The organism is Pseudomonas sp. Z2-11, from assembly GCF_054161305.1.
The window spans coordinates 3,716,299-3,728,861 of sequence record NZ_CP096395.1; the positions used below are offsets into that span (position 1 = coordinate 3,716,299).

The window sequence follows — 12,563 nt, forward strand, 5'->3', positions numbered from 1 at the left end:
CTGCCCATGACCCTGCCCCCCGCCATACGCGTCGCCCTGGTCGACGATCACTCGCTGGTTCGTGACGGCATTCGCGCGCTGCTGTCCGTCATGCCCCGCCTGGACGTGGTCGGCGAAGCGGAGAACGGCGCGCAGGCGATCGACATGGTCGGGCGCTGCCAGCCGGACCTGCTGCTGATGGACATCGGCCTGAAGGACATGAACGGCCTCGAGCTGACCCGGCTGCTGGGCAAGCAATACCCCGGCTTGAAGATCCTCATCCTGAGCATGTACGACAATCATGAGTACATCAGTGAATCCGTGCGCGCCGGTGCCAGCGGTTACGTCCTGAAGAATTCACCTTCCAAGGAGATCATTGCCGCCATCGAAGCCATCATCGGCGGCGGCACCTTCTACAGCGCCGAGATCGCCCAGCGCCTCGCCACCGACCCGAACACCGACAGCGAACTGACGCCGCGCGAGAGCCAGGTCCTGGCGAAAATGGTCGAGGGGCTCAACAACAAGGAAATGGCCCGTGAACTGGACATCAGCGTACGCACCGTCGAAACCCACCGCCTGAGCATCCGCCGCAAACTCAATATCGACAAGCCTGCGGCGCTGGTGAAATACGCGATCGATCACGGACTTGTTTCCCGCTAGCGAGGGAGCTTGCCTGGCTGCCCTCCGAGCAACACCAAAGCCACTCCAAACGACAGCGCCACGGCGATGGCGCCGCCCAGGTAAACCGCACCAATGCCCCAGCCACTCGCCAACAGGCCGGCCAGCGGGCTGGTGATGCCCAAGGCAATATCGAGAAAGGCGACATAGGCGCCCATGGCGAGACCGCGAGCCTGTGGTGGTGCGCGCCGTACCGCTTCCACGCCAAAGCCGGGAAACGCCAGGGAATAACCGAAACCGGTGAGTGCCGCCCCCAGGTAGGCGCTGGTCGCGCTGTCGGCGCTCCAGATCAGCAGCAGCCCAACGCTTTCGATCAATACACAGACCAGAGCCACACGGGCGCCGCCGATCTTGTCCGGAAGGTGCCCGAACAGCAGCCGCGCACCGATGAACGCCACGCCGAACGCGGTGAATGCCAACGAAGCGTTGCCCCACTCCCGGGCCGCGAACAACAGCGCGATAAACGCCGTGAGAACACCAAAACCGACGCTGCAGAACGCCAACCCCAGGCCGGGAACCCAGACAGCGCCGAGCATCTTGTAGAACGGTGTACGCCGGGTCGCCGTAGGGGCGACGGCGCGCACGCCGGCGACAATCGCCAAGGCCAGCAGCGGCACGAACATCGAGGCCAGGACGATGCCCACGAAGCCCCAACCGGCATTCAACGCAACACCGAGCGGCGCACCCAGTGCGTAGGCGCCGTACATGGCGATGCCGTTCCAGGCCATGACCTTGCCGGCATGCTGCGGCCCCACCAGGCCGATGCCCCAGCCCATCGCTCCGGTGACGATGAGGCTTTCCCCGATCGCCAGCAGCACGCGGCCGCCCGACAAAAGCCAGACCGACGTAACCGGCTCGGCAACGAACGCCAGGGAAAGCAGATAGACCAGCCCGGAAACGGCGGCCGTCACCAGCCCGGCCATGACCGCGCGCTTGCCGCCACGCAGGTCGGCAAAGTTGCCGGCCCAGGCCCGTGACAGCAGCGCCGCGGCGAACTGTGCCCCGACCACCAGGCCAATCACCAGCGTGCCCATGCCCAGCGTGTCATGCAGGTGCAGCGGCAAGACCGGCAATTGCATGCCGATGGTGAGGAAACCGACAAACACGGTCAGTGTGAGCGGCAACAGCTTGAGCGCCGGATTGGCCTCGACGGTTGCCCCGAGCGCCGATGCGGCGCCGAGATGAAGTTTTTCTTGAGTCATGACCCTACCCATGGAAAGGAAGCGAAGTGAAGTTGAACGGCGTCTGTGCAGCCGACTAGAATGCGATCAATTAGTCGCATTCAAGATACGAATAATCCGTCGCATTGCCTATTCGCATTCCTTTCGAGGTGCATGACCTTCATGTCCGAACGCCCAAGCCCGCAGATTTCCTCGCGCAAACAGCCGAGACAGGCCCGCTCCACCGAACTCGTGGCGGCCGTCCTGGAGGCGGCTGTTCAGGTTCTGGCAAGCCACGGCGCCCCGCGTTTCACCGTGGCTCGTGTGGCGGAGCGCGCGGGCGTCAGCGTCGGGTCGGTGTATCAATACTTCCCGAACAAGGCGGCGATCCTGTTCCGGTTGCAGAGTGACGAGTGGCAACAAACCACCGCCATGCTGCGGGACATCCTCGAGGACCAGGGCAAGCCACCTCTGCAGCGATTGAGGGATCTGGTGCAGGCGTTCATCCAGTCCGAATGCGACGAGGCGCAGATACGCATCGCCCTCAATGACGCCGCCCCGCTCTACCGCGATGCCCCCGAACATCAGACGGCGCGAATCTCGGTGCAGCAATCGGTGGACGCTTTCATGCAACAAGTGCTGCCGGAAGCCAGCACGCAGACCCGCGCCCTGGCCGGTGACCTGATCATCACCACGCTCGGTTCCGTGGGTAAGCGATTTTCGGCAACGCCACGCTCCGGCGAGGAAATCCGGGCCTATGCCGATGCCATGGCCGATATGTTCTGTGCCTATCTGGAGAGTCTGCGCCAGAAAGCCGTCGAGATCGCGCCAGGCTGACTGCTCGTCCCGACGATCCGGTGACAGCCCGCCGACACTTTTACTACACTCGCCCGTCTTGTCCCTCCCTTTGCGAGACGTCCGATCCATGAAAACCATAACAAGCACGATGACGTTCTGTGGCCTGCTGGCGTTCTGCGGCAGTGCCCTGGCCGAGCCAACCCCTTCGCACCTGGACAAGGTCCTGCAACAAGGTGAACTGCGGGTGTGCACGACAGGCGACTACAAGCCCTATACCTACAAGGCCGCATCGGGTGAATACGAGGGCATCGACATCGACATGGCCCGTTCCCTCGCCAGCAGCCTCGGCGTCAAGGTGCAATGGGTCCAGACCACCTGGAAAACCCTGATGCCAGACATGTTGGCCGGCAAATGTGACATCGGGATGGGCGGGATTTCGGTGACCCTGGAACGGCAGAAAAAAGCCTATTTCAGCAGCACCCTGGACGTTGACGGCAAGATCCCCCTGGTGCGTTGCGAAGACCAGTCGCGCTACCAGACCATCGAGCAGATGAACCAGCCTTCGGTGCGTCTTGTCGAGCCGGCCGGCGGCACCAACGAAGCCTTCGTGCGGGCATTCCTGCCCAAGGGCCAGCTGGCTTTCCATGACAACGTGACCATCTTCCAGGAACTCCTGGAAAAACGCGCCGACGTGATGATCACCGACGCCTCCGAAGCGCTCTACCAGCAGAAACTCAAACCGGGCCTGTGCGCCGTCAACCCGACCCAGTATCTGCAATACGGCGAGAAGGCCTACCTGCTGCCGCGCGATGACTACACCTGGAAAATGTACGTCGACCAGTGGCTGCACCTGAGCAAGGCCAATGGCAGCTACCAGAAAGTGATCGGACAGTGGCTGGCCGTCCCCGGCGCCCAGTGATTTATCTGCAAATATAAAACCTGTGGGAGCGAGCCTGCTCGCGAAGGCGCCAGATCAGTCGACATCTCCATTGACTGACACACCGCTTTCGCGAGCAGGCTCGCTCCCACACGGGATCTGTGACGCACGCAGATCCTGAGTCCAACCCAAAACAACTGTGGGAGCGAGCCTGCTCGCGATGGCGCCAGATCAGTCGACATTTTCATTGACTGACACACCGCTATCGCGAGCAAGCTCGCTCCCACAAGAGCATCTGTGGCGCATGCAGAACCTGTGTCCAACCCAACAACTGTGGGATCTGTGGCACATGCAGATCCTGAGTCCAACCCAAACAACTGTGGGATCTGTGGCGCCTGCAGATCCCGAGTCCAACCCAAAACCACTGTGGGAGCGAGCTTGCTCGCGATGGCGTCCGCTCAGTCGACATCATCATCGACTGACACTCCGCTTTCGCGAGCAGGCTCGCTCCCACAGGAATAGCACGGTCAGGCGTGTTCCCCTGACCTCACTGCCCCGCCCGCACCTTGGCGATTTCGGCGTACATCATCTTCACTAGCTCACCGTCCAGGGATTTGGCGAATTTATCGATCACCGGCTGCACACGTTCGCGGAAACGATCTTTCTCGGCCGGGGTGATTTCGTTGACAGTCATGGCGCCCGCCAGCGTCGCCTTGGCCTTGTCCATGCTCGCCGCGGTGACTTCACGCTGGAACTTCTGCGCCTCGCTCGCGGCCTCGCGGATCAGCGCCTTTTCATCGTCGTTGAGGCGGTTCCAGGTTTTCTGGCTGATGATCAACGACTGCGGATTGAAGATGTGGCCCGTCACCGAAAGGTACTTCTGCACCTCGTAGAATTTGTTGCCTTCGATCACCGTGAACGGGTTTTCCTGACCATCAATAGTGTGTTGCTCCAGGCCGGTATAGACCTCCGGGAAAGCCATCGGCACCGGGTTGGCACCCAGGGCACTGAAGGTTTCCAGATAGATCGGCGACTGGATGACACGAACCTTCAAGCCCTGCATGTCTTCAAGTTTCGCCACCGGATGCTTGCTGTTGGTCAGGTGACGAAACCCCAGGTCCCAGTAACCCAGGCCGACCAGGCCCTTGCTGTCCAACTGCGCCGCGAGTTTCTGGCCGACCGGCCCGTCGATGACCGCGTGGGCTTCCTCGGCGTTGTTGAACAGGAACGGGAAATCGAGCATGGCGAAATCCGCGGCCTGGGCAGCGAGGATGCCAGAGTTCAGCACCGTGATATCCAGCGTGCCGCCTTGCAGGGCCGAGACGGTCTGCACGTCGCCGCCCAGGGTTCCGCCAGGGAACAGACGAACCTTGAGCTTGCCGCCGCTATTTTCACTGAGCAGGTCGGCAAACTTCTGCGCGCCCTGCCCTTGCGGATGTTCCTTGACGTTCTGGAAGGCAAAACGCAGGGTGCGCTCGCGGATCTCAGCGGCGTGGCCGGCCACGCTGCCGAGCAGCAAGCCTGTTGCGCAGGCCCCGGCCAGCAGGGTTTTCATCAGTTTTTGCATGTCAGTCTCCGATCTTTATTGTTGTTGGTTTCGAGCTGCTACGGATTGCACCGGCATCAACCGGTGAAGAACTTCAACGGTCCCAGGACGAGCTGAGGGAACAGCACCAGCAGGAACAGCACCGCAAATTGCGCAAGCATGAACGGCCACACGCCACGCACGATTTCCTCGAATTCCAGCTTCGCCACGCCGCAGACCACGTTGAGCACCGTGCCCACCGGCGGCGTGATCAGGCCAATCGCGGTGTTGATCAGAAACAGCACGCCGAAGTACACCGGGTCGATGCCCGCCTGGATCACCGCGGGCATCAGCACCGGCGTGAGGATGAGGATGGTCGGGGTCATGTCCATCACCGTGCCGACCAGGATGATCAGCGCCATCATCACCAGCAGCAGGAGGGTCTGGTTGTCCATGAACGGCGCCAGCAGGTCGGCCAACTGGCCCGGCAGGTCGGCGATGGTCACCAGCCACGACGAGACCATCGCGGCCGCCACCAGCAACATCACCACCGAGGTGGTCCTGGCCGATGACAGGATCACTTCGTACAGCTGGCTGATCTTCATTTCCCGGTAGATCACCAACGACACGAACAGCGAATAGACCGCCGCGACCACCGCCGCTTCCGTGGGGGTGAAGATGCCGAACTTGAGGCCGAGGATGATGATCAGCGGCAGGCCCATCGCCCAACTGCCGTCCAGCAATGTGCGCAGTACCTCGGCACGGGAGCGCTTGGGCGCCGTCTCGACATTCTCGCGGCGGGAGATGAACCACCAGGCGATGGCGAGCCCGGCACCGAGCATGAGCCCGGGCACAATTCCGGCCAGGAACAGCTTGGAGATCGATACCCCGGAGGCCACGCCAAAAACGATGAAACCGATGCTCGGCGGAATGACCGGCGCGATGGTGCTGCCAGCGGCGATCAGCCCGGCCGAACGCCCTCGGTTGTGCCCGGCCAGCACCATCATCGGCACCAGCAGCGCTGCCAGCGCCGCGGCATCAGCCACCGCCGAACCGGAAAGCGAGGCCAACAGGCAGGAGGCGATGATCGCGACATAACCCAGGCCTCCGCGCTTGTGCCCCACCAGCGCCATGGCAATGTTGACGATGCGCTTGGACAGGCCGCCGACATTCATGACTTCGCCGGCCAGCATGAAGAACGGCACGGCCATCAACGGAAAGCTATCAGCGCCATTGAGCAGGTTCTGCGCGATGATCTGGGCATCGAACAGGTCCAGGTAGAACATCAGCGCGACGCTGACCACCAGCAAGGCAAAGGCAATCGGCATACCCAGCGCCATGCTGCCCATCAACGACCCGAGGAAAATGGCCAAGGTCATGGGCGGCTACCTTTGAGGGTGTCGTGGTTGGTTGCCGAAGCATTGCTGGCTTCGACCATCACCAGCTCGTCATCCGCGAGTTTGCCGAACAGCGCCAGGTACAGTTCATACAGCAGAATGGCGGTGGCGCTGACGCCGAACACCAGGCCGGCGGCGTAGAACAGCGCCATCGACAGGCCTGAAGCCGGCGCGACCACGTTCAGGTTGATCACTGCCTGTTGCCAGCTGCCGCTGACGATCAAGCCGCAGATATACAGCATCAGCAAGTGGCTGATGACCAGGCAGGCACGCTTGCCGGCGGGCGGCAAGCGCTTGACCAGGCTGTTCATGCCCAGATGGGCGCGGTCCTTTAGCGCCACCAGGGCCCCGAGGAAAATCATCCAGACGAAGAACCAGCGCGACAGTTCTTCCGAAACGCTGATGCCGGAGTTGAACGCATAGCGCAGCACGACGTTGCCGAACACCAGCACGATCATCGCGACCATGCACAGGACAATCAGCAGCTTCAGCAGCTTGAAATACAGATCGACGACTTTTGTCATCTTGAAGACCTCACAGGTTGACCGAGCGCCGACATGCATCCGGCGCGACAGAGCGCAAACGCGTGCGCTATCGGATCGAAACTGAAACGTCCCGGCAGATACCGGAGCTGGAGGCGTGGGACGGGGCGAAAGCCATTGGACGGGAGCGCATGAGGACCTCTGTTTTTTATTATGGCCTTGCCTGGGCATGGCGAGGCTGAGTGCCAGCTAAAATGTACTACCCAGTTAATCCGGTCAATAACCTTGCAACGCCTCAGCACGGATCAAGACGGAACTAGCGTGCGATTATCGGTCACTGGTCAGTGGATTACGGGGTCAAACCCGCTGGTCACGGGGGGATTTGTATCGCTGTGTATATGGGCAGCGAATTGATACGAATTCGCCGATTTCACGCCTTTCCGGCACACATCGCCGATACACCTGCGCGTTTAACTGCACACACCGGACAGCAGCACACAGGCGCTGCCACGGCCCACTCAATAACGCGCAAGGAGAATCACCATGTTCAATTTCTCGAAACTTTCATCCCTCGCAATCGCCCTGACGCTGGTTGGCGGTGTCGGCTTGTCGACGGCGGCCTCGGCCAAGAGCTCCCCTTCCCATGGCCATGCTGCGCAGCAGCTGGCTGAGGGTGGCTCTGATCGTCTGATTCAGAATCGCGTCGCTGAAGGCGGGGCTGATCGGTTGCAGGAGCTGCGTGAACGCAGCACCGCATGAAAGCGCTGTTGTGGCGAGGGAGCTTGCTCCCGCTCGGCTGCGCAGCAGTCGTCAATCTGCCAGCCGGTTTTTCCTGGAGAACCGGGTTGAATGGTTTTGGGGCTGCTGCGCAGCCCAGCGGGAGCAAGCTCCCTCGCCACGAAAAGCTCTAAGGGCAAAGGCTCAAGGTTCAGGGCTTGATGTTTTTCAACTCATTGAGCAAACCCAGCAGCTGCTGCATTTTTTCTTCGCCGAACTGTTCCTCGATCCGCCGGTAGTTGCTTTCCATGCCTTCGCTCATGGACACGAAACACTGCTGGCCGCGCTCGGTCAGGCCAACGAAAACCCGACGCTGGTCCTGGCTGGATTTCTGCCGCCGCACCAGCCCGTCGCGCTCCAGGCGAGTGAGCACGCCGGTCATGCTGGGCTTGAGGATGCAGGCCTGATGGGCGAGCTGGTGGCTCTCCAACTCACCTTGCTGGTGCAGAATGCGGATCACTCGCCACTGCTGCTCCGTAAGATCATGCTGGTTCAGCGCCGGACGAAAAAAAGCCATCGCCGCTTCGCGGGCTTGCAGCAGAGTCAGCGTCAGTGAAGGTCTCGGGTTGGCCATGTTCTAACTGTATGGATGGGCGAGTCGGCAGCTTAGTGTCGCCGGCAGGCTGCTGCAAGCGCCTCGCTTTTGTGGCGAGGTAGCTTGCTCCCTCGCCACGGGTCCATCGGTCTATTTGAACAACATGCCCGACTGCCGCTGCCGATACTCCCCCGGTGTCAGCCTGGCGTAACGCTGGAAGAACCGGCTGAAATACGCGGGGTCCTTGAAGCCGAGCTGGTAGCAGATTTCATTGGCAGAGCTGCCGGTGAACAACAGCAGCCGCTTGGCCTCCTGCATCAGGCGCTCCATGATCAAGCGCTTGGAAGGCAGGTCGGCGATTCGTCGACACACGTCGTTGAGGCGCGCCTCGGTCACGCCAATGTCCGCGGCATAACGCGACAGGGGCCAGTGCTGGAAATAATGCGCTTCGATCAACTCATTAAAACGGTGGAAGATCTTCAGGTCTTCATGCCGCGCCGGCCTGGCTTCCAGGGAGTTGGAGCACAGCCGCAGCAGGCTGATCATGATCAGCCGCGTCAAGCCGTCCAGCGCCGCGCTGCGCCCCGGCCGCCCGGCCGTCACCTCTTCGCTCAATTCCTCGAACAGGCAGTCCAGCCGCCGCACCTCCCCCGTCTGCTCCGGCCCCAACTGCGCCAGCGCGACGCAGGACGCCGGCATCTGCACGCCCGCCGGCGCCAGGCTCGGATCGGCATCGATCAATTGCCACACCAGTTGCTGACGCACCGTCAGCACGTGTCCGTCGCTGTTGGCTTCGGTAACAAAAGCGTGGGGAATGGTCGGCGGCGTGAGAAAAAACATCGGCCCTGATTCGACGTATTGCCGATCATCCAGATACACCCGCACGGTGCCGCTCTTGACGTAGTGAACCTGGAAGAACCGGTCATGCCGATGGACCGGCATGTTGCGCCCAAAAAAGCCGGCCAGGTTGGCGAGCCGGTCGTAATGCACTTCGGCATCGCTGTAGCGCTGGTCATACACCTGACCAATGTTGATGTTCGGGATTGGCTGCCGGTCGGTCATCACGCATTACTCGTTTTTATTCTGATTCAGGCCACTGCCTGCGCTCATGCTGCGCCGAAATCGGCAGGGCAACCAGTGCCGGAAGATTCTGCCACGCTTGACGATAGTTAACATCTTAATTATAACTGTTAACACATTAACAATATCCGCAGAGCACTGGTCTCTGCCATCCCAGGAGACAAGCATGAGCCGTGCCCTGCATGACGTCGCGACCGGCACCCTGTTCGGGGTCGCGCTGAACTACCAGGGGCTGCTGAAGCAGCGCCTCGCCGAGTTCGAGCAAGCGCCTTACCAGAAGCCGCCGCTCAAGCCCGTGCTGTTCATCAAGACGCCGAACACCCGCAACCAGCACGAGGCCGAGGTGATTCATCCAGGCCAGGGCGAGCGCCTGCAACCCGGGCCGGCGTTGGGTGTGGTGATGGGCAAGTCCGCCAGCCGCGTCAGCGCCGACGAGGCGTTGAACTACGTCGCCGGCTACACCGTGGTCAATGAATTCAGCCTGCCGGAGGACAGCTACTACCGCCCCGCCGTCAAGGCCAAGTGCCGGGATGGCTTTTGCACCATCGGTCCCGACCTGGTGCCCAGCGCCAACATTGCCGACCCCCACAGCCTGGCGGTCACGCTGTACGTCAACGGCGAGGTTCGCCAGCAGAACAACACGGCCAATTTCGTTCGCGACATCCCCCGCTTGATCGCCGAGATCAGCGAGTTCATGACCCTGCATGCCGGCGATGTCTTGATCACCGGCACGCCCGAGGGCCGGGTCGATGTACTGCCCGGCGATCGCGTCGAAGTGGACATCAGCGGCATCGGCCGACTCGTCAATACCATCGTGGCCGAGGAAACAGGAGCCGCCTCATGAAACGCGCACGCATTCACTTTGAAGGCCGGGTCCATGCCGTCACGGTCGAGAACGATAACGCCGTGCGCCTGGCCGACGGTCGGCTGCTGGCCGAAAACCAGGTGCAGTGGCTGCCCCCGGCCACCGGCAGCATGTTCGCCCTGGGCCTGAACTATGCCGATCACGCTACGGAGTTGGCGTTCAAGCCGCCGACCGAACCGCTCGCCTTTATCAAATCCCCCGGCACCTACACCGGCCACAACCAGATCACCTGGCGCCCCGACAACGTTGCCTACATGCACTACGAGTGCGAGCTGGTGGCGGTCATCGGCAAACCGGCGCGCAACGTCAAGCGTGAGGACGCGCTGGGCTACCTGGCCGGCTACACCGTCTGCAACGACTACGCGATCCGCGACTACCTGGAAAACTACTACCGCCCCAACCTGCGGGTGAAGAACCGCGACGCCACGACACCGGTCGGTCCGTACATCGTCGACGTTGCCGATGTAGCCGACCCCGGCAACCTGACCTTGCGCACCTGGATCAATGGCGAGTTGCGCCAGCAAGGCAGCACCAAGGACATGATCTTCGACATTCCCTACCTCATCGAATACCTGTCCAGCTTCATGACCCTGCAACCCGGCGACATGATCGCCACCGGCACGCCCGAAGGCCTGGCCGATGTGGTGCCGGGCGATGAAGTGGTCGTGGAAGTGGAAGGCGTCGGTCGCCTGGTCAACACAATCGTCAGCGAAGCCGAGTTCTTCGCGTCCCGGAAAGAGGCTTGAGCAGCATGATCAAACACTGGATCGATGGCCGTGAGGTCGAGAGCAAAGACGTCTTCGTCAACTACAACCCCGCCACCGGCGAGGCCATTGGCGAAGTCGCAAGCGGCGGCGCCGAGGAAGTCGCCCAGGCTGTCGCGGCGGCCAAGGCAGCGTTTCCGAAATGGGCCAACACCCCGGCGAAAGAACGGGCCCGGCTGATGCGCAAACTCGGCGAGCTGATCGAACAGAACGTGCCGAAACTGGCCGAACTGGAAACCCTCGACACCGGCTTGCCGATCCACCAGACCAGGAACGTGCTGATCCCAAGGGCCTCCCACAACTTCGATTTCTTCGCCGAAGTCTGCACCCGAATGGACGGCCACACCTACCCGGTCGACGACCAGATGCTCAACTACACCCTGTACCAGCCGGTGGGTGTCTGCGCCTTGGTCTCGCCGTGGAACGTGCCGTTCATGACCGCGACCTGGAAGACCGCGCCATGCCTGGCACTGGGCAATACCGCCGTGCTGAAAATGTCCGAGCTGTCGCCGCTGACCGCCAACGAACTCGGGCGCCTGGCCGTCGAGGCCGGCATTCCCAACGGGGTGCTCAACGTGATCCAGGGCTACGGCGCCACGGCCGGCGATGCGTTGGTGCGTCACCCGGACGTGCGGGCGATTTCTTTCACCGGCGGCACCGCCACCGGCAAGAAAATCATGCAGACCGCTGGCCTTAAAAAGTACTCGATGGAACTGGGGGGAAAATCACCGGTACTGATTTTCGAAGACGCCGATCTTGACCGTGCCCTCGACGCGGCACTGTTCACCATCTTCTCGTTGAACGGCGAGCGCTGCACCGCCGGCAGCCGGATCTTCATCCAGGAAAGTGTCTACCCGCAGTTCGTAGCTGAGTTCGCCGCCCGCGCCAGACGCCTGATCGTCGGCGACCCGCAGGACCCCAAGACCCAGGTCGGCTCGATGATCACCCAGGCCCATTATGACAAGGTCACCGGCTACATCAGGATCGGTCTCGAAGAAGGCGCCACCCTGCTCGCTGGTGGCCTGGAGCGTCCGGCCAATCTGCCGGCGCATCTGAGTCGCGGCCAGTTCATCCAGCCGACGGTGTTCGCCGACGTGAACAACAACATGCGCATCGCCCAGGAAGAAATCTTCGGCCCGGTGGTGTGCCTGATTCCGTTCAAGGACGAGGCCGAAGCCTTGCGGTTGGCCAACGCTACCGAATATGGCCTGGCGTCCTATATCTGGACCCAGGACATCGGCAAGGCCCATCGCCTGGCTCACGGCATCGAGGCCGGCATGGTGTTCATCAACAGCCAGAACGTGCGCGACCTGCGCCAGCCTTTCGGTGGCGTAAAGGGTTCCGGAACCGGCCGCGAAGGCGGACAGTACAGCTTCGAAGTCTTCGCCGAGATCAAGAACGTGTGCATCTCCATGGGCAGCCATCATATTCCGCGCTGGGGGGTGTAGCCCAAGCCTCTTTGGCGACGATGGCCCCGTGGCGAGGGAGCTTGCTCCCGCTCGATTGCGCAGCGATCGCAAAAAAATGGGGCCGCTTCGCCCGAAGCGTCGGACCGTCCCAGCGGGAGCAAGCTCCCTCGCCACGAGAGCTGATCGGCAAGACCTGCTTCACCGTTTTGAAGATCAACAAGAACAACATTTCAGGAG

The 12,563-nt window shown here is 61.7% G+C and carries 13 protein-coding genes; 7 read left to right on the forward strand and 6 right to left on the reverse strand.

From position 1 onward, the window contains the following. Window positions 1–6 precede the first annotated feature (6 nt). A complete protein-coding gene (locus M1E16_RS16405) occupies window positions 7–639 on the forward strand; it encodes a response regulator (RefSeq protein ID WP_305500528.1) in 633 nt (210 codons plus the stop codon). Here M1E16_RS16405 and M1E16_RS16410 read toward each other — a convergent pair. After that, a complete protein-coding gene (locus M1E16_RS16410; protein ID WP_458127877.1) occupies window positions 636–1,859 on the reverse strand; it encodes an arabinose transporter in 1,224 nt (407 codons plus the stop codon). The genes M1E16_RS16405 and M1E16_RS16410 overlap by 4 nt on opposite strands. A 141-nt stretch (window positions 1,860–2,000) precedes the next feature. On the opposite strand from M1E16_RS16410, the gene M1E16_RS16415 reads away from it, so the two are divergent. After that, window positions 2,001–2,654, forward strand: a complete 654-nt coding sequence (locus tag M1E16_RS16415) for a TetR family transcriptional regulator (protein ID WP_458127878.1) — start codon at window positions 2,001–2,003, stop codon at window positions 2,652–2,654. A gap of 88 nt (window positions 2,655–2,742) precedes the next feature. Further along, entirely contained in the window at window positions 2,743–3,534 is a 792-nt protein-coding gene (locus M1E16_RS16420) for a transporter substrate-binding domain-containing protein (RefSeq protein WP_458127879.1), read from the forward strand. Window positions 3,535–4,039: 505 nt separating this feature from the next. On the opposite strand, the gene M1E16_RS16425 is transcribed toward M1E16_RS16420, so the two are convergent. From M1E16_RS16425 to M1E16_RS16435, 3 genes are read right to left on the reverse strand one after another with little or no spacing between them, the layout of a single operon-like run. Next, window positions 4,040–5,059, reverse strand: a complete 1,020-nt coding sequence (locus tag M1E16_RS16425) for a TRAP transporter substrate-binding protein (RefSeq protein WP_458127880.1) — start codon at window positions 5,057–5,059, stop codon at window positions 4,040–4,042. A gap of 56 nt (window positions 5,060–5,115) precedes the next feature. Continuing rightward, the gene (locus M1E16_RS16430) at window positions 5,116–6,396 is read right to left on the reverse strand and encodes a TRAP transporter large permease subunit (RefSeq protein ID WP_434601037.1); all 1,281 of its coding nucleotides are present in this window, start codon (window positions 6,394–6,396) and stop codon (window positions 5,116–5,118) included. After that, window positions 6,393–6,938: a TRAP transporter small permease gene (locus tag M1E16_RS16435; RefSeq protein WP_458127881.1), complete on the reverse strand. Its 546-nt coding sequence runs from the start codon at window positions 6,936–6,938 to the stop codon at window positions 6,393–6,395. Before M1E16_RS16435 ends, M1E16_RS16430 begins: the two co-directional genes overlap by 4 nt. Window positions 6,939–7,439: 501 nt before the next feature. Between M1E16_RS16435 and M1E16_RS16440 the strand changes: the two genes are divergently transcribed. Beyond that, the gene (locus M1E16_RS16440) at window positions 7,440–7,655 is read left to right on the forward strand and encodes a phage infection protein (RefSeq protein WP_434657240.1); all 216 of its coding nucleotides are present in this window, start codon (window positions 7,440–7,442) and stop codon (window positions 7,653–7,655) included. 169 nt (window positions 7,656–7,824) lie between these two features. On the opposite strand, the gene hpaR is transcribed toward M1E16_RS16440, so the two are convergent. Beyond that, window positions 7,825–8,247, reverse strand: coding sequence for a homoprotocatechuate degradation operon regulator HpaR (gene hpaR / locus M1E16_RS16445; protein WP_305500516.1), 423 nt, complete (start codon window positions 8,245–8,247; stop codon window positions 7,825–7,827). 111 nt (window positions 8,248–8,358) lie between these two features. Beyond that, a complete protein-coding gene (hpaA, locus tag M1E16_RS16450; protein ID WP_458127882.1) occupies window positions 8,359–9,270 on the reverse strand; it encodes a 4-hydroxyphenylacetate catabolism regulatory protein HpaA in 912 nt (303 codons plus the stop codon). Between the two features lie 184 nt (window positions 9,271–9,454). Here hpaA and M1E16_RS16455 point away from each other — a divergent pair, with 184 nt between their 5' ends. From M1E16_RS16455 to hpaE, 3 genes are read left to right on the forward strand one after another with little or no spacing between them, the layout of a single operon-like run. Continuing rightward, complete coding sequence (locus M1E16_RS16455) at window positions 9,455–10,132, forward strand: fumarylacetoacetate hydrolase family protein (protein ID WP_434697504.1); 678 nt, start codon at window positions 9,455–9,457, stop codon at window positions 10,130–10,132. Next, window positions 10,129–10,899 carry a fumarylacetoacetate hydrolase family protein gene (locus M1E16_RS16460; RefSeq protein WP_458127883.1) on the forward strand — a complete coding sequence of 257 codons (771 nt, stop codon included), beginning with the start codon at window positions 10,129–10,131 and terminating at the stop codon, window positions 10,897–10,899. The genes M1E16_RS16455 and M1E16_RS16460 overlap by 4 nt, the downstream gene beginning before the upstream one ends. Window positions 10,900–10,904: 5 nt before the next feature. Then, window positions 10,905–12,365 (forward strand): 5-carboxymethyl-2-hydroxymuconate semialdehyde dehydrogenase, encoded by a 1,461-nt coding sequence (gene hpaE / locus M1E16_RS16465; protein ID WP_434601046.1) that lies wholly within the window; start codon window positions 10,905–10,907, stop codon window positions 12,363–12,365. Window positions 12,366–12,563: the final 198 nt, after the last annotated feature.

Coding starts and splice junctions, on each gene's coding strand:
- M1E16_RS16440 (WP_434657240.1), top strand. CDS start 7,440: ATGTTCAATTTCTCGAAACTTTCATCCCTCGCAATCGCCCTGACGCTG.
- M1E16_RS16455 (WP_434697504.1), top strand. CDS start 9,455: ATGAGCCGTGCCCTGCATGACGTCGCGACCGGCACCCTGTTCGGGGTC.
- M1E16_RS16435 (WP_458127881.1), bottom strand. CDS start 6,938: ATGACAAAAGTCGTCGATCTGTATTTCAAGCTGCTGAAGCTGCTGATT.
- M1E16_RS16415 (WP_458127878.1), top strand. CDS start 2,001: ATGTCCGAACGCCCAAGCCCGCAGATTTCCTCGCGCAAACAGCCGAGA.
- hpaR (WP_305500516.1), bottom strand. CDS start 8,247: ATGGCCAACCCGAGACCTTCACTGACGCTGACTCTGCTGCAAGCCCGC.
- M1E16_RS16430 (WP_434601037.1), bottom strand. CDS start 6,396: ATGACCTTGGCCATTTTCCTCGGGTCGTTGATGGGCAGCATGGCGCTG.
- M1E16_RS16410 (WP_458127877.1), bottom strand. CDS start 1,859: ATGACTCAAGAAAAACTTCATCTCGGCGCCGCATCGGCGCTCGGGGCA.
- hpaE (WP_434601046.1), top strand. CDS start 10,905: ATGATCAAACACTGGATCGATGGCCGTGAGGTCGAGAGCAAAGACGTC.
- M1E16_RS16405 (WP_305500528.1), top strand. CDS start 7: ATGACCCTGCCCCCCGCCATACGCGTCGCCCTGGTCGACGATCACTCG.
- hpaA (WP_458127882.1), bottom strand. CDS start 9,270: ATGACCGACCGGCAGCCAATCCCGAACATCAACATTGGTCAGGTGTAT.
- M1E16_RS16425 (WP_458127880.1), bottom strand. CDS start 5,059: ATGCAAAAACTGATGAAAACCCTGCTGGCCGGGGCCTGCGCAACAGGC.
- M1E16_RS16420 (WP_458127879.1), top strand. CDS start 2,743: ATGAAAACCATAACAAGCACGATGACGTTCTGTGGCCTGCTGGCGTTC.
- M1E16_RS16460 (WP_458127883.1), top strand. CDS start 10,129: ATGAAACGCGCACGCATTCACTTTGAAGGCCGGGTCCATGCCGTCACG.